14 protein-coding genes are annotated in these 19,059 nt (G+C 63.2%); 7 read left to right on the forward strand and 7 right to left on the reverse strand.

Annotation, left to right across the window (positions count from 1 at the left end):
- Nucleotides 1-62: 62 nt before the first annotated feature.
- The 7 genes from DVDV_RS11140 to DVDV_RS11170 all read right to left on the reverse strand — a co-directional run bounded on the left by DVDV_RS11140 (nt 63) and on the right by DVDV_RS11170 (nt 8,176).
- Nucleotides 63-884 (reverse strand): sugar phosphate isomerase/epimerase, encoded by an 822-nt coding sequence (locus tag DVDV_RS11140; protein ID WP_075354738.1) that lies wholly within the window; start codon nt 882-884, stop codon nt 63-65.
- 10 nt (nt 885-894) lie between these two features.
- Entirely contained in the window at nt 895-1,650 is a 756-nt protein-coding gene (locus DVDV_RS11145) for a hypothetical protein (protein ID WP_075354739.1), read from the reverse strand.
- Nucleotides 1,650-4,019 (reverse strand): L,D-transpeptidase family protein, encoded by a 2,370-nt coding sequence (locus tag DVDV_RS11150; RefSeq protein ID WP_075354740.1) that lies wholly within the window; start codon nt 4,017-4,019, stop codon nt 1,650-1,652. Before DVDV_RS11150 ends, DVDV_RS11145 begins: the two co-directional genes overlap by 1 nt.
- Before the next feature lie 11 nt (nt 4,020-4,030).
- Nucleotides 4,031-4,627 carry an orotate phosphoribosyltransferase gene (gene pyrE, locus DVDV_RS11155; RefSeq protein ID WP_075354752.1) on the reverse strand — a complete coding sequence of 199 codons (597 nt, stop codon included), beginning with the start codon at nt 4,625-4,627 and terminating at the stop codon, nt 4,031-4,033.
- A gap of 257 nt (nt 4,628-4,884) precedes the next feature.
- Nucleotides 4,885-6,183: an adenylosuccinate lyase gene (gene purB / locus DVDV_RS11160; RefSeq protein WP_075354741.1), complete on the reverse strand. Its 1,299-nt coding sequence runs from the start codon at nt 6,181-6,183 to the stop codon at nt 4,885-4,887.
- The gene (locus DVDV_RS11165; protein WP_075354742.1) at nt 6,180-6,509 is read right to left on the reverse strand and encodes an FmdB family zinc ribbon protein; all 330 of its coding nucleotides are present in this window, start codon (nt 6,507-6,509) and stop codon (nt 6,180-6,182) included. The genes purB and DVDV_RS11165 overlap by 4 nt, the downstream gene beginning before the upstream one ends.
- Nucleotides 6,510-7,009: 500 nt before the next feature.
- Nucleotides 7,010-8,176 (reverse strand): homocysteine biosynthesis protein, encoded by a 1,167-nt coding sequence (locus DVDV_RS11170; RefSeq protein WP_075354743.1) that lies wholly within the window; start codon nt 8,174-8,176, stop codon nt 7,010-7,012.
- A gap of 235 nt (nt 8,177-8,411) precedes the next feature.
- On the opposite strand from DVDV_RS11170, the gene DVDV_RS11175 reads away from it, so the two are divergent.
- From DVDV_RS11175 to coaBC, 7 genes are all read left to right on the forward strand, one after another.
- Nucleotides 8,412-9,728 (forward strand): DnaA/Hda family protein, encoded by a 1,317-nt coding sequence (locus DVDV_RS11175; protein ID WP_254845351.1) that lies wholly within the window; start codon nt 8,412-8,414, stop codon nt 9,726-9,728.
- A gap of 186 nt (nt 9,729-9,914) precedes the next feature.
- Nucleotides 9,915-11,108: a DNA polymerase III subunit beta gene (gene dnaN, locus DVDV_RS11180; RefSeq protein WP_075354745.1), complete on the forward strand. Its 1,194-nt coding sequence runs from the start codon at nt 9,915-9,917 to the stop codon at nt 11,106-11,108.
- Entirely contained in the window at nt 11,105-13,519 is a 2,415-nt protein-coding gene (gene gyrB, locus DVDV_RS11185) for a DNA topoisomerase (ATP-hydrolyzing) subunit B (RefSeq protein ID WP_075354746.1), read from the forward strand. The genes dnaN and gyrB overlap by 4 nt, the downstream gene beginning before the upstream one ends.
- A gap of 135 nt (nt 13,520-13,654) precedes the next feature.
- Nucleotides 13,655-16,096, forward strand: coding sequence for a DNA gyrase subunit A (gyrA, locus tag DVDV_RS11190; RefSeq protein WP_175577098.1), 2,442 nt, complete (start codon nt 13,655-13,657; stop codon nt 16,094-16,096).
- 86 nt (nt 16,097-16,182) lie between these two features.
- Nucleotides 16,183-16,881 (forward strand): hypothetical protein, encoded by a 699-nt coding sequence (locus DVDV_RS11195; protein WP_254845352.1) that lies wholly within the window; start codon nt 16,183-16,185, stop codon nt 16,879-16,881.
- Between the two features lie 128 nt (nt 16,882-17,009).
- Nucleotides 17,010-17,861 carry a PilZ domain-containing protein gene (locus tag DVDV_RS11200; protein WP_254845353.1) on the forward strand — a complete coding sequence of 284 codons (852 nt, stop codon included), beginning with the start codon at nt 17,010-17,012 and terminating at the stop codon, nt 17,859-17,861.
- A 45-nt stretch (nt 17,862-17,906) separates the two neighbouring features.
- Nucleotides 17,907-19,059, forward strand: a 1,153-nt coding sequence (gene coaBC / locus DVDV_RS11205; protein WP_075354749.1) for a bifunctional phosphopantothenoylcysteine decarboxylase/phosphopantothenate--cysteine ligase CoaBC, incomplete at its 3' end; no start/stop codon positions are given.

Consider the following 19,059-nt stretch of genomic DNA (forward strand, 5'->3'; position numbering starts at 1 on the left):
GGCCGCCGGAGGCATTCTTCCTCTTCTCTCTCGCTCACTCCCCCGCTTCCTCCACTACACCCCTATTCGTTGTCGAAATAGTCCGGCCGCGACCGGACAAAGGCCAGGGCGGCCTCGAAGGCTTGGGGCGTGTGGGGCTCGAAGGTGGCGGTTGGGGTCAGGCGGCGGGCGGCGAGACCGGCCAGGAGGGCGTCAAAGGGGATTTCCCCCTGGCCCGGGCCGAGGTGCTGGTCAAAGGTGCCGTCGTTGTCGTGGAGATGCAGGTGGAGCAGCGAGGGGGTCAGGGCGTCGAGCCAGGCATCGAGGTTGCCGCGCGCCTTGCCCTCGGCAAAGCTGTACCAATGGCCGACGTCAAAGCAGGAGCCGATGCGCGCCGCGGCCTGCGGGGCCATCCTCTGGCGCAGGATGTCCACGGCTTCGGCCAGGGTGGCCGGGTCGGTCTCGAAGGTGTTTTCCAGGCAAAGCGGCGCATGATCGGGCCAGGCGGCCAGCACCGTGGCCCAGGTGTCGGCGGCGCGCCTGGCCCAGTCGGCAAAGGAGCGGATGTAGAGGAAGCGGTTGTAGGCGGCGTGGCCGACCATGCGCCTGGGCGCGTACAGGGCGGCGATATCCAGGGCGCTGCGCAGCCGGTCGCAGCTGGCGGCCCGGATGCGGGCATCGGCACTGCCGGGCTGGAGATCGAAAAAGGGCAGATGCACGGTGGCGGCCACGCCGGCGTCGGCAAAGCGCCGGGCTGTCTCCCGGTGCCAGTCGGCGGTGGTGGCGTCCAGGAGCAGCGGATCGAGGCCGATTTCCACGGGCAACCCGGTGGCCAGATGGCGCTCAAACAGCTCGGGATGGGCCTTGGCCACCCGAAGATTCAAATTGACGAAATACCGGGGCATGGCAGGCCGGCTAGTCCTTTTGCACGGGATAGACCTGGGCAAAGACCGGCTTGCCGGCCGGATCGACGATGACCAGGCGCAGGCCGTAGATGTCGCGGGGATCGATCTTGGCCGGCAGCGGCAGGATGGCGGCGATCTGCTTGAAGCGCTGGATCTGGAAGGACAGTTCGTCCTTTTCGGCCTTAAGCGGCCACAGCGTGCCGTCGTTGCCCAAAAGGGCCACTTCGACCTTGCCGACCAGCCCGGTCTGCGGGGTCACATTGCTGAGGTCAAAGCCCAGGCTCAGGCGGCGGTTGTCGAATTTGATCTTGAGATTGTCCACGCCGGCCTGATTGGCGTCCACCCGGGCCAGCACCCTGGACAGATCCGGGCGTTCCCTGGCGGATTCGGCCGCAGCGGCCGGGGCCGGTTCCTTGCGATCCTCGGCCCGTGGCTTCCACCAGCCGGGATTGTCGGGATTATACGAACCAAGCAGCGTTTCCAGTTCGGTCAGATCCTTGGAGCGCAGGGTGCGTTCCAGGTTTTCCAGCCGCAGCAGGCCCTCGCCGGCCGCGTCAATCTCCTGGCGCACGGCAGCGGCCTGGTCGGTCAGGGCCTTGTTGTCCTGGTGCAGGTGGTAGGCCACGGCCACGGCCGCGCCAAGGAGCAGCAGAAAGGCGACGGGCGCAAGCACGAGCAACCGCAACAGCCAGACCGGCAGGCGGTAGCGGCCGACACCCGAGGCATCCCGCAAAATAAGGATGTCGATCCTGCCGCTTCCGGCCATTACATACGGCTCCATTTTTCTTCGACGATGGAGAACCCATTTCCGGCCGGCGCGAGATAGAGCGTCTTTTTGCCCCGGTCCGCAGTGCCGTCGCGGCTTTCGTAGTCCTGGACAAAGGTGACCACAAAACCGCCCTGGCGGGGTGTGATCTTCACGTCGGAGAAGGCCACCTTGCGCGGGGCCTTGTCCTTCCACAGATCGGCCTTCTGGCTGCGGATGGACTCGCGGCCGCGGCGGTCGCCCTGGAGAGCGGCGTCGGCGTAAAAAGAAGCGTATTCCGTGACCCGGCCACGTTCCCAGGCCGCCCGCCAGGCTTCGACCATGGCAGCCGCGGCGGCGGTGCGTTCGGCCTTCTGGGCCTGGGCGGTATCGGCCGGACGCGGGGCCGGGACAGCCGCAGCCTGGGCCGCCTGGACCGGGGGCACCGGGGCAGGCGTGGCCTGGACCGGGACAGGTGTGGCCGGCTGGGCCGGGGCTGGTGGCGCGGCCGCCACGTTCGCTCCCCGGGCCGGCGGGGCCAAAGCGGGCGCGGCCGGGGCCGAAGCAACAACAGCCGCCGTAGCGGCCGGGGCCGCGGCAAGGACCGAAACCGGGGCCGTCTCGGGCCGGTTTTTGGACCAGCGTTCCTTGGCAATAAGCAGTTTGCCGCCGGCGGGAGTCAGGGCCAGGGTCTTGAAGCCGGCGCTGTCCTTGCCGGCTCCCTTGCCCTGGTAATGCATGGCGCACACCACGGAGTAGCCGTCGCCGTCCGGGGCAACAGCCAGGACGTCCATGACGACGCGGCCCGGCTCACGGCCCTGCCACAGGCCGGATTTCTGGCGTCGGATGGCGTCCTTGCCCTTGAGGTTCCCCTGGACGGCCCCGTCGGCGTAATGGGCCAGATAGTCGTCGAGACGCCCGCGTTCCCAGGCGGTTCTCCAGGCCTCCACCACAGCCTTTATTTCGCCGACCCGCTCGGCCGGGACCGGGGCGGCAGCCACGGCGGCGAGAGCCGGTTGCAAAGCCTTGGCCGGGACAACCGGCGCGGCGGCCACCGCAGCCGGGGCGGCTGGTGGGGCGGCAACCGGCGCAGCGGCCGGGACCGGCTCGGCCGGGGCAATCGGTGCAGCCTTGGCCGCGGCCTGGGCAATCTGGACCGGAGCGGCCACTGCCGCGGGAGCGGCCGGCGCTGCGGCAACCGGCGGGGCCGGGGGCGCGACCTTCACGGCGTCGGAGGCAAAGGGCGAAACCCCGGGCTTGGCCGGGCCGGTCTGGGCCACTTCCAGGATGGCTTGGTCTTCAGGCGTGGGCTGGCGGGTCAGCGGCAGGGAGTGGAAGGCCTTCTGGGCCATCTTCTCCATGGCCGCCTGATGGGCGTCCACCAGCAAGCGGCCCGGCCCTTCCTCTTCGCTGGGGGCATCGGGACGGGTGGTATTGGTTTCGGCCTCGTTGGCCAGGGCCACGGTCTTGGCCGCCTTGCCCTTCTCGGCCACGGTCAGCGGCGCTTCCTCGTATTCCATGCCGATGATGCGAAACCGGCCGTCGAGGCCGCGCTGCCAGTACAGGCGCTTGACGCCCTGGGAAATGAGCGTTGGCGAGCGATAGACCTGGACAAAAAAAGTGACCCAGTAGTCGGGTCCGGGCAGGGCGCGGATGTCGGAAAGCGTCACCTGGATCCAGGGCAGGGACTTGAACAGGCGTTCCTTCTGGCCGCGAAAGGCGGCAAAGGGCTGGCCTTCGGAAATGGCGAACTTTTCGGCGTCGTGGAAGCCGAAAAAGGCGTCGGAACGGTCCTGCCAGGCCTTGGCCCAGCCCTGGGTGGCTTCCACCACTTCCCGGGCTTCGGCTTTGAGCCGGGCGGCGTCGCCTTCCAGACGCAGTTCGTCGGCGATGATGACCGGCGTGCCCAGGGCCAGTTCGTTGTCCAGGCGGTGGAGATCGGGCGTGTTGATGGCCACGCAGCCCTGGGTCTCGTAGGGGATGATGGCGTGGCCCCGGCCGTGAATCCAGATGCCGTGCCCGGTTTTGCGGCGCACCACATCGGCCGGGTTGGGGAAATTGAGCGGAAAGGCCAAATCGCCGTACAGTTCGTAATTAAGCCCCCCGGTCTTGCGCCGGGTGATGAAATAGACGCCTTCCGGGGTCCTGAGGTCGCCTTCCTTGCTCTTGTCGCCAAGCAACTGGCCGGTGGCGCAGGGGAGGAACTCGGCCACGCGCACCGGGCTTTGCCGCGACAGCAGGAAAAAGGACTGGGCCTTTTTATCCACGGCCACCGAGCGCCTGGGGAACCACTCCGTGTCCACCACGTCGGCCGTCCATTCCCCGGCCGCCGGATGGCCGGGAAGCAGAAGCAGGCAGGCGAGAACCAGGGCGTGGCCGATTCGTTTCATGCAGTCTCGCGTCAGGAGGCCGGTTGCTGGTTGGCAGCACAGAGGAGCGCTTCGCGGGTGAAAACGGACAGCAGCGGAAAGCCGCGTTCGGCCAGCTTTTCAGACCCGCCCTCGCCCCGATCAAGGACCGTGACCACGGCCCCGACCACCAGACCGGCGGCTTCAACCCGGTCGATGACGGTCAGCAGCGTGCCACCGGTGGTGACCACGTCTTCGAGCAGGGCCACCTTGTCGCCGGGCTTGAAGTTGGACAGGCCTTCCAGGAACTGGTTGGTGCCGTGGCCCTTGGAGGCCTTGCGCACGATAAAGGCCGGCATGGGCTTCCCGCGCAGATGGGAGGCGATGGAGACGGCCGTGACCAGCGGGTCGGCCCCGAGGGTCATGCCGCCGACGCCGACAATGTCGGCCGGCAACTGGTCAAAAAGCAGGTTGCCGATGAGCCAGGCCCCTTCGGGGTGTAGCGCCGTCTGTTTGCAGTCGAAATAATAATCGCTCTTGCGGCCCGAAGTCAGGGTCACTTCGCCGGCGCGGTAGGATTTCTCAAGGAGCAGGCGGGCCAGACGGCCGCGCATGGCTCCGGCGTCCAGATCAAGGGAAGCACACGACATGAAAATCCCCGTTTCGCCCATTTGCCTTTGGCATACAAAAGCCGGGCGTTTTTGGAAAGTGGTTCGTTATCGGTCGGGCTGGCGTTGCGCCTATGCAATCAAACCAATTGATTTCGCAGCCCAGCCCTGAAATCTTTTTCCATCGGCAGCGACCATCCCCATGGCGGGATGTCCGGCGCAACTCCCACCCACTGTCACCCAGGTGGGATTGCCAAGGGCTCAGCCTTGCCGCCGGAGGCATCTTCCTCTTCTCTCCCCTACGCCTCGCCGAACACTCGCTTAAAAATCAGGTCTTCGTGGGCCAGATAGTAGGCCGGGTCGAACAGGGCGTCGAGGGTGGCCGGCGGCAGTTTGGCGGCGATGGCGGCATCGGCGCGGACGGCGTCGGGAAACGAGCTGCGGCCTTCCCAGCAGGCCATGGCCACCCGCTGCACCAGCACGTAGGCTTCCTGGCGGTCCATGCCGGCCTCGATCAGGGCCAGGAGCACCCGTTGGGAATAAAAGAGCCCGAAGGAGGCCATGAGGTTGCGGGCCATGTTGTCCGGATTGACCTTGAGATTGGTGAGAATATTGGTCAACCGGGCCAGGGTGTAGTCGGCCAAGATGGTGGAATCGGGCATGATGACCCGCTCAACCGAGGAATGGGAAATGTCGCGTTCGTGCCAAAGGGGCATATTTTCCAGCGAAGCCAGGGCATTAGTGCGAATGAGCCGGGACAGGCCGCAGAGGTTCTCGGCGGAAATCGGGTTTTTCTTGTGCGGCATGGCCGAGGAGCCTTTCTGGCCCTTGGCAAAGCCTTCCTCGGCTTCCAGGACTTCGGTGCGCTGGAGGTGGCGCAGTTCGGTGGACAGGCGCTCCACGCCGCCGGCAATGAGGGCCAGGCAGGTAAAAAAGGCGGCATGGCGGTCGCGCTGGATGATCTGGGTGGAGATGGGGTCCACTTCCAGGCCCAAAATCTCCATGGCAATGGCTTCGACCCGGGGATCGAGGTGGGCGTAGCCGCCAACGGCCCCGGAGATCTTGCCCACGCGCACGCCGGCCAGGGCAGCGACGAAGCGCTCCCGGTGGCGGGAAAATTCGGCGTAAAACGACGCCATCTTCATGCCAAAGCTCAGCGGCTCGGCGTGGATGCCGTGGGTGCGCCCGATCATGAGCTGGCCCTTGAAGCGCATGGCCAGAACCTTGATGGCGGCGAGCAGCCCGTCGAGATCGGCCAGGATCAGGTCGCCGGCCCGGCCAAGGAGCAGGCCGTTGGCGGTGTCGACGATGTCGGACGAGGTGCAGCCGAGGTGGACAAACCGGGCCGAAGGGCCGACGCGCTCTTCCACGGCGGTTAAAAAGGCGATGACGTCGTGGCGGGTCACTTCCTCGATTTCAAGGATGCGGGCCACGTCGAAGCCGGCTTTTTCACGAATGACGGCCATGTCGGCGGCCGGGATGCGGCCGAGTCTGGTCCAGGCCTCGCACACGGCCACTTCGACCTCAAGCCAGGCGGCAAAGCGGTTTTCCAGGGACCACAGATCGCCCATGGCCTTTCGGGTATAACGCTCGATCATGCGCCCTCCTTGGGCAGTGCCTCGTCATCGTCTTCGGGATCGGTTTCGGCGGCCAGCGGCACGGACGGATCGCGGGCCAGCTGGGGAATGGGCACGGGGGTTCCCTTGACGGTATCGTTGCCGTCGCGCTTAAACGAGCCCGGCCGGCGCTTGACGTAATCGGTGGCGTAAAAGCCGGTGCCTTTGAGGGCGAAAGCGGAGAGGGAGACGATGCGCGGCGAGGCGGTGCCGCAGCCGGGGCAGGGAGCCTCGGCTTCGTCGCCGCTGCGGCGCAGTTCCTCAAAAACCCGGTCGCAGGCGGGACACTGATACTCATACAAGGGCATGTGGCCCTCCCGGAAGATCGTACGAAAAGCCGGGCAAGTCATCGCCTTGCCCGGTTTTCATCCATACCAGATACGTGTGCTGCATCACAAAACCGGCCACCGGACCACCCTGCCGCCAGACCGTGACGGTCTGCTGATTATTAGAAAATATCGAGTAATTTCAAAGAATTACCCGCTATTTTCAAACTTTGCGGCTTTCGCCTGCGCGACACCGGAAACAGGTGGCGACGGTCGCGGTCAATGCTTTCGGGCCTGGGAGTACCCTCGAAGGCCGAGAGCACCTCAAAATCAAGAGAAACCGGAAAGCCTGAAACTAGGCTTTCTTGGTGGCAATGGCCTGACGAACGCGCTCTTTGAGGCGTTCCTTGCGGCGTTTGCGGCGGCGATCCAGTTCCTTGTGGCGCTCATGCTTCTTATGCTTGGACATGGGGTATCCTCCTATCGGGTGAAAGAACCCGATGCCGTAGCCCAAGGCGGGCCGTTTGTAAAGCTGCAACCGGCTATTCCGAAGGAATGGCTTCCACCGGCTCGGTCAAAAGAAACTTGCCCTGCTCGATTTTTTCCTTGAGCTTCTCGGCCACTTCCAGGGACATGGACAGGCTGGTCAGGGGCACGGCCTGGGTCTTTTTGCCGTTGACCAGGATCTCCCCGGTGCGGCACTCGGCGTAGGTGACAAGGCCAAGCGACCGGCCGATGCCGTTGGGATAGTCGTGCCCATAGTCCTTGATCGGCATCTGGATGTCGGCATCGGACACGCCGGTGAAAAAGGCCATGTCTTCATTGAGCATGGGAATGGGGATGCCGATGCCCATGGCCAGGGACACGCCGTAGCCGAGGATGGACACGGCCCGCACATAGCGGGCGTTCATGCCCTTGAGGTCGCCCTTGAGCATGAGCGTGCCGGAGGCGGAAATGGGGATGCCGCGTTCGTTGCGTTTGGGCTTGGGATCGTGCTGGGTGCCGGCCCCGATGACGTAGCCGGTGCCGCCGCCCATGAAAATGCGGGTGCCAAGGCCGATGGTCTTCAAATAGGGATCGTTGAAAAGCGGCGAAAGCTCGCCGGCCGTGGCGTAGTTGGCGTTTCGCGCATTGGGCTTGAGTGGCCCCATGTAGGTATAGATGATGCGGCTGGTGAGGTTCACGGCCACATTGTAATTCTGGTAGCAGTTGCGGGGGTTGAAAAGCGCCGCATACTTGAGATCGGCCAGGGTGATGTCTTTTTCCAGCTCCCGGCGCGGGTAGCAGTCCGTGCCGTAGGATTCGCAAAAAAGGCGCACGGCCTTGCCGCGAAGGAGATCCTCAATGACATGGGCCCCGCCGTACTTGAACCGGCCCGGGTGGATCTTATTAAGCGGATCTTCCTTGGGCAGTTCGGTGGCCCCGATATAGGCATCAACGGCGGCTAAGCCGGCATGGGCCGGCACGTTGTTGAGCCGCACCTTCTGGGCCTTGAGCGTCGGCGGCTCCTGGCCGAAATTGAAAAGCATCCCCGAGGAGCACATGGGCGAAAAGGTGCCCGTGGTCACCACGTCCACTTCCTTGGCCGCCCGGACCTTGCCCAACCGGCGCACGGTCTCGACCATTTCGGCGGCGGTCAACACCACGGCCTTGCCCTTCTCGATACGCCGATTGATTTCGGCTACAGTCTTTTTCACCTCGTGGGTCATGCCATCCCTCCCCTGTCCCGGCGCATAACGGCCGGCGGGGCCTGTTCTGGCCCATTTCAGCCTGCTTGGCAACCGCGCGTACCCCCCCTTGGCTTCGGCTCTGAAATAGGCTAGGATGGGCCTGTTCCGGCATCTTTGGGAAAAGACCGGGACATCTACCATAACATACCATTATGACTGAAAATATCGTTGCGGCCCGATGACGTCCGCGCCCCTTTCTGCATCCGGTGACGGCGTGCTTAAAAACGATTTCCGCCAACATCTGCTGCGCACCTGCCCCGAACAGGATCTGCGGCGCTGGTTCGATCCCCTCGACATCACGGCTGGCGAGGCGGACCGTTCTTTTTGCGTGGTCTTTCCCCACACCTACTTTGCCGCCTGGTTCGACGCCTCGGTCAAGGAACTTTTCGAGCGCCAGCTGGCCCAGTACCTCGGACCCGGACACACCCTGCGCTACCGCACCCGGGGCAGCCAGGCCGGCGCAGGCGCCGGTGCGCCGCACCAGCCGGCCGACGGGGCCGTGGTCACGGACTTTCCCTACGGCCATCGGTTCACCTTCGAAACCTTTCTGGCCAACGAGAAAAACGCCTTTCCCCTGGCCCTGGCCCGGGAAGTGGCCCGGGGCGGCGAGGTCCGCTACAACCCCTTTTTCGTGTGCGGCCCGTCGGGTTCGGGCAAGACCCACCTGCTGCGGGCCATTGCCAATGCCGTGGCCAAGGGCCAGTCCGGGAGCAGCGTCTTTTTCGGCTCCGTGGCCGATCTGCAGGGCCTCTACGCCGATCCCCGGCGGTCGCGCCCGGAAATCCGGGCCGATCTGGCCGGCCATGACTGGCTTTTCATCGACGAACTGACTGACATTGCCCGGGCCCCGGATCTGGAACAGGAACTGATCGGCGTCTTTAACGCCTTCCACGACGCCGGCCGGCAGATGGTCTTTTCCAGCCGCGAACGGGCCGCCTCCTGCGACTTTCTCGATCCCACCTTCCGCTCCCGCCTGGAATGGGGTCTTCTGGTCCATCTCAAATCCCCGGACCTGTCCGTGCGCAGCCAGTTTGTCGAGCAGGTCAACAAGGACAAGCGCCTGGGCCTGTCCCGGGAGCAGACGTTGACCCTGGCCAGCCGGTTCGAGGGTTTTCGCCGGCTCGAAGGCGTGCTCCTGCGCATCGAGGCCTTTCGCCAGCACGCCGGCGGCGAACTCTCGGAAGCGGAGTTCTCGCGCCATATCCGCCTGTCTGAAGACAAGAAGGTCCCGGAGTTGACCCCGGAGCGGGTGCTTTCGGTGTGCGCCGAGCATTTCGGCATCCCGGCCCGGGACATCACCGGCCCGGGCCGCAAAAAGGAACTGGTCTTTGCACGGCAGGCGGCCATGGCCCTTTGCCGCTCGCTCCTTGGCATCTCGTACCCGGCCCTGGGCAAGATTTTCGGCGGCAAGGACCACTCGACGGTTCTGTATTCGATCAGAAAATTCCAACAAATTCTGGATGATAACCAGGATACGAAACTTTTGTTCCGCCAATTGTCCAAAAAGTGTCGTCAGGGAGGCCCGGCATGAGCCATGCGTCGGCCGTCTGTTCCCTCCGTGCCTTGGCGGTCGGTTCCGGAATCGTTTTTTTCACAGGATATCAACGTGTTATCGCACCAGCGAACATAGCGACAGCCCCTACTACTCCTACAACTCTCAATCCTTCTTATCCTTGAAGACGAAAGGCGTCGCGCCCCGCACGCCAAGGAGACATCCATGCAGCTGACGGTCTTTCGAAACGACATCATCGACGGACTGCAAAAATCCTCGAGCATCATCCCGGCCAAGACCGGAGCCGCCTTCCTGCGCACCATCTGGCTTGAAGCCGTGCCGGGAGCGCTTCGGATCCTGTCCACCGACTCGAGCCTGGAATTCACCGGCCACTACGCAGCCAAGGTGAGCCAGGAAGGCCTGTGCGGGGTGCAGGGCAAGAGCTTTTTCGAACTGGTCCGGAAACTGCCGCCGGGCGAGATCAGCCTGACCCTGGACAGCGCCTCGGGCAATCTGCTCATCAAGCAGGGATCGCGGCGCTACAAGCTGCCCGTGTCCGATCGCAACTGGTTCCAGCCCTTTTCGCCCTTTCCCGACGAAGGGTCCGTGGTCTGGTCCGGCGACGTGCTCCAGGAAATCATCGAGCGCGTGGCCTATTGCATTTCCGATGAGGACACCATGGAGGCCATGGCCTGCATGTTTTTCAAGCCCGTGCCGGGCGAGGCCAAGATCGAGGTCTGCGGCTTAAACGGCCACCAGTTCTCCCTGGTCGGTTTCCTGGACGACGCCATAACAGCCATGCTGCCGCCGGAAGGCATCCTCATCCAGAAAAAGTACGTGGCCGAGCTCAAGCGCTGGCTGACCGCCGAGGAAGTGGAACTGGCCATGGGCCAGAAGCGGCTTTTTTTCCGCACCCAGAAGCGCGACGAGGCCGCCCCAGAAGCGGCCCCCCGCATTGAGACCTTCAGTCTGCCCTTAAGCTTTTACCAGTACCCGGACTACAACGCCTTTGTCTCCAAGCTGGCGACCGACGGAGTCTCCACCCTGACCATCGACCGCTCGGAGTGCATCGAAGCTTTGGAGCGGGTGGCGATTTTTAATACCGACAACAACCGCTGCGCCTATTTTCTCTTTGACGGGCCCGGCGAGCTGTCGCTTAAAAGCCAGGGCCAGGAAGCCGGCGAAGCCACGGAAACCCTGGAATGCTCCTTTACCGGCAGCCTGGACAAGGTGGCCTTCCCGACCAAGGACTTGACCGACATCCTGGGCCACTTCGAATCCCCCCGGGTCACCCTGACGCTCACCGGCGCTGAAGGCCCCTGCGGCATTGTCGGCGAGGACGACAAGCAGTGCCTGGTCATCATCATGCCCATGAAAATCGTTGAAGAGACGTATTATAGCGAGGAAGACATCGCATGAGTCAGGATAAGACGCCCCAGTTGTACGACGCCAGTTCCATTACCGTCCTGGAGGGGCTTTCGGCCGTGCGCAAACGCCCGGCCATGTATATCGGTTCCACGGACATCCGCGGCCTGCACCATCTGGTCTATGAAGTCGTGGATAACTCCATCGACGAAGCCATGGCCGGCTACTGCGACCGCGTGAGCATCACCATCCACCTGGACAACTCGGTCACCGTCTCGGACAACGGCCGCGGCATCCCGGTGGACATGCACCCCAAGGAAGGCAAGCCGGCCGTCGAAGTGGTCATGACCGTGCTCCATGCCGGCGGCAAGTTCGACAACGACGCCTACAAGGTCTCCGGCGGCCTGCACGGCGTTGGCGTCTCGGTGGTCAACGCCCTGTCGGAATATCTCGAAGTGACCGTGCGCCGGGGCGGCAAACGCCACCACATGCGTTTTGAACGCGGTGCGCCGGTGACCGCGCTGACCGTCATTGGCGATGCCGAATCCACCGGCACGACCATTCGTTTCATGCCTGACGAAGAGATTTTCGAGACCAACCAGTTCAACCACGAGACCCTGGCCAAGCGTTTCGAGGAACTGGCCTACTTAAATCGCAAGCTCGAACTGGATTTCAAGGACGAGCGGACAAACGAACGGGCCACCTACCGTTTCGACGGCGGGCTCAACGAATTCGTGGCCGACCTCAATGCCGGCGAGCAGACCATCCACGACATCATCGGCGGCCTTGGTGAAGTCGACGGCTTGGTGGTGGACTTCGCCCTGCAGTACAATGCCAATTACAAAGAAGAAGTCCTGACCTTTGCCAACAACATCCGCACCCGGGAAGGCGGCACCCACCTGGCCGGATTCAAGACGGCGCTGACCCGGGCCATCAACACCTATATCGAAAAAGCGGATATCCCCAAGAAATTCAAACAGAAATTGACCGGCGACGATGTCCGCGAGGGCCTGACCGCCGTCATTTCCGTCAAGCTCCCCCAGCCCCAGTTCGAAGGCCAGACCAAGACCAAGCTTGGCAACTCCGAAGTGGCCGGGCAGGTGGCCAAGATGGTCTTCGAGGCCATGAACGTCCACTTCGAGGAAAATCCCAAGGACGCCAAGGCCATCGTGGAAAAGGCCGTGGACGCCGCCCGGGCCCGCGAGGCCGCCCGCAAGGCCAAGGAACTGGTCCGGCGCAAGGGTGCCCTGTCCGACCATTCCCTGCCCGGCAAGCTGGCCGACTGCCAGTCCAAAAAGCCCGAGGAATCGGAACTCTTTATTGTCGAGGGCGACTCGGCCGGCGGCTCGGCCAAGCAGGGGCGCGACCCCCGCTTCCAGGCCATCTTGCCCCTTCGCGGCAAGATCTTGAATGTCGAGCGAACCCGCACGGATAAGATGCTTGGCAACAAGGAAATCCGAAACCTCATCACGGCCATCGGACCCACCCCGTATATGGGCGATGAAGAGAACGAGGAAAAAGACGCCGAGAACATGGCCCGGCTTCGCTACCACAAAATCGTCATCATGACCGATGCCGACGTGGACGGGGCGCACATCCGCACCCTGCTCCTCACCTTTTTTTATCGCCGCTACGAAAAGCTCATCACCAGCGGCTATGTCTACATCGCCCAGCCGCCGCTCTATCGCGTCTTCAAGGGCGATTTCGAGCGGTTCATCAAGGACGAGGAAGAGCTTTCGAGCTTTCTGCTTGGCCGCATCGGCGAGGACATCACGGTCGGGTCCGGCGAGGTCACCTTTGCCGGCGAAACCCTGACCGCTCTTATCGAGCGCATCCGGTTCCTCGAAGCCCGGGTCCACGAGGCGGCCAGCTATGGCCTGCCCGAAGACCTGATCCTGCCGCTTTTGAGCCACCCGCGCCTGACCGCTTCGGATTTTGCCGGCATCGATCTGCCGGCCGGGCTGGTCGAACACCTGGGCCGGTTCAATTACAGCGTGAGCGTCGAGGCCGAGGAAAGCGATGAAGAACGCCGCCTCTATGCCGTGTTCATCTCGCCCAACATGGCCAGACACCGCATTGCCGTGGAGTTTTTCAGCTCCAAGATCTACCGCCGCGCCCACGAGACCTACGGCGAACTGTTGGCCGAGTGCCCGGTTTTGCCCTTGACCATTACCCGCAAGGAAGAAGTCCGGGAAGTCAGCGGATTTTTTGAGCTCTACAAGACGCTTATGGACGATGCCTTAAAGGGCGTGAACATCCAGCGCTACAAGGGTCTGGGCGAAATGAACCCGGAACAGTTGTGGGAAACCACCATGAATCCGGAAAAGCGCAGTTTCCTGCAGGTCAACATCGAAGACATCGACGAGTGCGACACCATTTTCTCCCAGCTCATGGGCGAAAAAGTCGAGCATCGCAAGAACTTCATTGACCGCAATGCCCTGTCCATCAAGGAACTCGACATCTAAAGGGCACATGACGCGCCGCAACCGGCATATTGAAACCGAGCGGGTCCGGGGAGGCAATCCCCCGGGGGCAGCGCCGTCCGGGGAGACTCTCCCCGGTCGGAGGACCGACGACTCCCCGTTTTACTGGAGCATACTGTGAGTGATACGATCCATATCGAGGAAGAGCTTAAGAAGTCCTATCTGGAATACTCCTTAAGCGTCATCATCGGCCGGGCCATTCCGGATGTGCGCGACGGACTCAAACCCGTGCACCGGCGCATTCTCTACGCCATGCACGACCTGTCCAACTCGTACAACCGGCCCTACAAGAAATCCGCCCGCGTCGTCGGTGACGTCATCGGTAAATACCATCCCCACGGCGACCAGTCCGTGTACGATGCCCTGGTGCGCATGGCCCAGGATTTCTCCATGCGCGACGCCATTGTCGACGGCCAGGGCAACTTCGGCTCCATCGACGGCGACGCCGCAGCGGCCATGCGATACACTGAAGTGCGCATGTCGCGTCTGGCCGGCGAGTTTCTGGCCGACATCGAAAAAGAAACCGTCGATTTCCGCCCAAACTACGACAACAGCCTGCAAGAGCCGGCCGTGCTGCCGACCAAGGTGCCAAACCTGCTCTTAAACGGCTCCTCGGGCATCGCAGTCGGCATGGCCACCAACATCCCGCCCCACAACTTAGGTGAGCTCTGCGACGGCCTGCTCCACCTGCTCGACAACCCGACCTGCCCGGTCACCGACATCATCGGCCTGGTCAAAGGCCCGGACTTCCCCACGGCTGCCTCCATCTACGGCGGCAAGGGACTCATCGAGGCCTACACCACCGGCCGCGGCAGCATCAAAATCCGGGGCCGGGCCGAGGTTGAAGAGCGCAAGAAGGACTATGTCTCGGTGGTCATCCGCGAGATTCCCTATGCGCTCAATAAATCCTCGCTGGTGGAAAAGATCGCGGCCCTTATAAACGACGGCCGCATCGAGGGCGTGTCCGACCTGCGCGATGAATCCGACCGCAAGGGCATCCGCATCGTCCTTGATCTCAAAAAGGGCATCATCCCGGACATCGTCATCAATGCCCTGTACAAGTACACGCCCCTTGAGACCTCCTTTGGCATCAACATGCTGGTGGTGGCCGACAACCGCCCGGCGTTGTTAAATATCAAGCAGATGCTCGAGCACTTCCTGACCCACCGTCGGGACGTGATCCTGCGGCGCACCAAGTTCGATCTGCGAAAGTCCGAGGAGCGCGCCCATATTCTCGAAGGCCTGCGCATAGCGCTCGATAACATCGACGAGGTCGTGGCCATCATCCGGGCGTCCAAAAACGCCGTGGAAGCCCGGGAACGGCTGATGGAGCGCTTTGCCCTGTCCGAGCGCCAGTCCCAGGCCATCCTGGACATGCGCCTGCAGCGCCTGACCAACCTGGAGCGGCAAAAGCTCATCGACGAGTACAATGAGCTGATCAAGCTCATCGAATACCTGCGCTCGATCCTGGAAAACGACGAGGTGCTGCGCGGCGTCATCCGCGACGAGATCACCGAGATCCAGACCCGCTACGCCACCCCGCGCAAGACCGAGATTCTCGAAGATCTGGAAGGGATCAACATCCTCGATCTCATTCCCGACGAGGACGTGGTTATCACCCTGTCCCGGCGCGGCTATATCAAGCGCACCCGCATCGACAATTACCAGCAGCAAAAGCGCGGCGGCAAAGGCATTGCCGGCGTGTCCACCTCTGGCGACGACTTTGTCCAGTCCTTTTGCGCCACCACCAACCACCAGCAACTGCTCCTTTTCACCAACCTCGGCCGCATGTTCATGCTGCCGGTGCACCAGATCCCCGAAGGCCAGCGCACGGCCAAGGGCGCCCATATCGCCAACCTGCTCCCCATGGACAAGGAAGAATTCGTGGCCACGGCCCTGGCCATCCGCGAATTCTCCGAGGAACGCTATTTCCTCTTTGTCACCCGCAAGGGCATGGTCAAGCGCACCTGCACCGACCTCTACAAGAACTGCCGCTCGACCGGCATCATTGCCGTGGGGCTCAAGGAAAACGACGAGCTCCTGACGGTCAAAGAGATCGACGACGAGACCGAAGTGCTGCTGGCCACCAAGCAGGGCCTGTCCAACCGCTTCCACATTAGCGGCGTGCGCCCGACCGGCCGCGGCGCGGCTGGTGTGAAGGGCATTGCCCTCAAGGGCCAGGACCGGGTGGCAGCCGGCGTGGTGGTCACGGGCGTGAGCCGTTCCGAGGTGCTCACCATCTCGGCCAACGGCTACGGCAAGCGCACCTCCATCGAGCACTATCCCCTGCGCAATCGCGGCGGCTCGGGCGTCATCAACATGCGGGTGACCCCCAAGACCGGGCAGGTCATTGGCGCGGTGATGGTGGCCGACGGCGATGAGATGCTCCTTCTGACCTCGGCCAACAAGATCATCCGCCTCTCGGTCAACGGCATCTCCACGGTTGGCCGGGCCACCCAGGGCGTCATGCTGGTGCGCATGGACGAAAACGATACGGTGGCCGGCTTTGATCTGGTCGACCCCAGTGAACTCGAACGGTGCCCTGTTTCCGACGAATAGGCCGGGCCCTGCTGTCCGCCTGCCTGGCCTGTCTGCTGACAGGTCAGGCAGGCTGCGGCACGCCTGCGCCGGGCACTGAGGACCAGGTGCTGGAAACGGCCCGCCGGGCCTTTCTGGACAGCCAGTTCCTGCGCGCCGAGACCGCCTACCAGGCCTACCTCCAGACCTTTCCCCAGGGGGCATCCCGGCTCGAAGCCTGGAAACGGCTGGCCGACATCGGCCTCGATGTCCGGGAATCGCCGGACAAGGCCGCTTCGCTTCTGGAAGCTGCGCTGCTGGAGTATGCCGCCGAGCCGGCTGTTGCCGCCGATCTGTTGACCACGGCGGCCCAACTGCGTTTTTCCCGCAAAGACTATCCCAAGGCCCTGGCCCATTGCCAGGCCGTGCTGACTCTGCCAAACGCCCCGGAGGCCAAGGTCTTTGCCTGCACGCTTCTGGCCGCCCGGGTCGATCTGGCCCAGCACAACGAGAATCAGGCCCTTGCCCGGTATGAATCCTGCCGCCGGGCCGCCCTGCCAGGCGATGACAAGGCCCGCTGCACCCTGGCCCAGGCCGAACTCCTTGGCCGCATGGAGCGGACCGGGGAAGCGGAACCGCTTTTGCAGGCAGTTTTCGATGCGGCAACAATTGCCCCGGCCCTTCGCGCCCAGGCCGGATTCGTTTTGGGCCAACTCTACGAAGCCCGCCAGGACAAGGCCGCGGCTTTGGCTGTGTACAAGGCTGTGCGGCCGCTGCACCCCAATCCCTTGGTCGTGGACAAACGACTCGAATCCCTTCAAAATTGATTTGCGTCCGTCTTGTCCGTACGACAACGTACTTGCCAGGGGAAATTGACGACGTTTGCGCCCCCCTGATACCCTAGAGCATCCTTACGCCGGATCGGAATCACATGGTCTTGGATTTGTTCCGAAAAATGAAATCCTCCAAAGAGGATGAGCAGGGTCGCCGGCGAAACGCCGCCATCCTCGATCTGGCTTTGACCCAGCGCTCCAAGATCCATGTGCAGTTTGACGCCAAAGACAGCAACCTGACCGGGGTGACGGCCACGGTCATGGCTGTCAACGACGCCGGGTTGGTGCTGGAACTGGGCGGGGTGGCCAGCCTCAAAGACCGGTTTCTGGGCCGATCCATCACATGCTATTTCCGTATCGTTGAACACGAAGACCGCCACCGGGAAATTTTTTACAATTTTTCCGCCGACATCCTTCGCATCCGCAACTACGCTGATCGCCCGCCACAGATCGCGGTGGCCTTTCCGGCAGCCTTAAACGGGGCGCAGCGGCGAAAAAGCCTGCGCATGCGGCCGGATTTCCAGCAATTTTCCCATGTGGCCATCTGGAAATACGATGCCAGCGGCGGATTCGACATGGCCAAGCCCACGGTCGGCCACAGCCATTTCAAGGCCGGCCAGGCCCATATCGACAATATTTCCGCCGGCGGCCTGCGCTTTCGCCTCAAGCGCCAGCACGTCAAGGACAGCGCCCTGGAACCGAAAAAGGGCGATCGCTTCATTATTTTTTTCACCTTCCAGGACAAGGTCCCCAAGCTGCGGGAAGAATACTGGCTGGTGGCCAAAGTCAACAATATCCAGCCTGATCCGGTCTCGGGCGAGATTGCCCTGGGCCTGGAATTTGTGGCCAACGGCGTGCGCCAGGAATCCGGCAAGGTCGAATGGTCCAAAATCGAAGACAATGTCATCGACGACATGGCCCAGCGCATCTATCTGTGGCATGTTTCCCTCTATCGCGACCGGGGTCTGGCTTAAAGGCCATCCGGTCTGTCACCGGCCCCTTGGCCCAGGAATACCGCCATGCAGACCAGTCATCTCGATTTTACCGGCTATATGGGCCGGCGCGTCCATCTTGGCGTCACCGGTTCCGTGGCTGCCTACAAGGCCTTGCCGCTCCTTCGCCGGCTGCTGGCCAGCGGGGCCGGCGTCGGCGTGACCCTGACCGAGGCCGCCCGACAGTTTGTCACCCCGCTGGCCTTTGAGGCCCTGGGGGCCGATCCGGTCTATACCGCCCTTTTCAACCACGACGCAGCCAATTTTGCCCATCTGGCCCCGGCCCAGTCGGCCGATCTTTTGGCTATTGTGCCGGCCACGGCCAACACCCTGGCCCGGCTGGCCCACGGACTGGCCGACGACCTCCTGTCCTGCCAGGCCCTGGCCTTTACCGGACCCATCCTGTGCGCCCCGGCCATGAATCCCCGGCTGTGGCAGGCGGCCGCCACCCAGGGCAATTGGCGCACCCTGCTCGAACGCGGCGTCATCGGCATCGCGCCTGAGTGCGGCCCCATGGCCTGCGGCGAGTCCGGCCAGGGCCGTCTGGCTGCTGACGAGGCCATTTTCGCCGCCATGCTGCGGGCCATCACCCCGCAGGATATGGCCGGCAAACGGGTGCTGGTGAGCCTTGGCCCCACCCAGGAATATTTCGATGCCGCCCGGTTCTGGTCCAATCCCTCCACCGGACGCATGGGAGCCTGCGTGGCCATGGCTGCCTGGCTGCGTGGGGCCTCGGTCACGGTCGTTTCCGGCCCGGTCTCCTGGTGGTTTCCCGACGACGTGCGCGTTTTGCCGGTGGTCAGCGCCGCCCAGATGTACGCCGCCTGCCTCGATGTCTGGGCCGAATCCGACTACGGGGTCATGGCCGCGGCTGTGGCTGATTTTTCGCCCAAGGCCCATCCCGGCGGCGGCAAATTCAAGAAAGACGCAGCCAAGGACGGTCCCCCTCTGGAATTTCTCCCCACCCGTGATATCCTGCTCGCAATGGGTGGCGTCAAAACGCCCGGCCAGTATCTGATCGGTTTTTGCGCCGAGACCGACAACCTGGAAGAAAACGCCCGGGGCAAGCTCGCCCGGAAAAAGTGCGACGCCATTATCGCCAACCCCATCGGGCGCAGCGACACCGGCTTTGCCAGCGTCTCCAACGAGGCCCTGGCCCTTGACGCCGAGGGTCGCCAGG

This window comes from Desulfovibrio sp. DV (genome assembly GCF_001936595.1).
In the GTDB taxonomy this organism is placed as follows: Bacteria; Desulfobacterota; Desulfovibrionia; order Desulfovibrionales; family Desulfovibrionaceae; genus Solidesulfovibrio.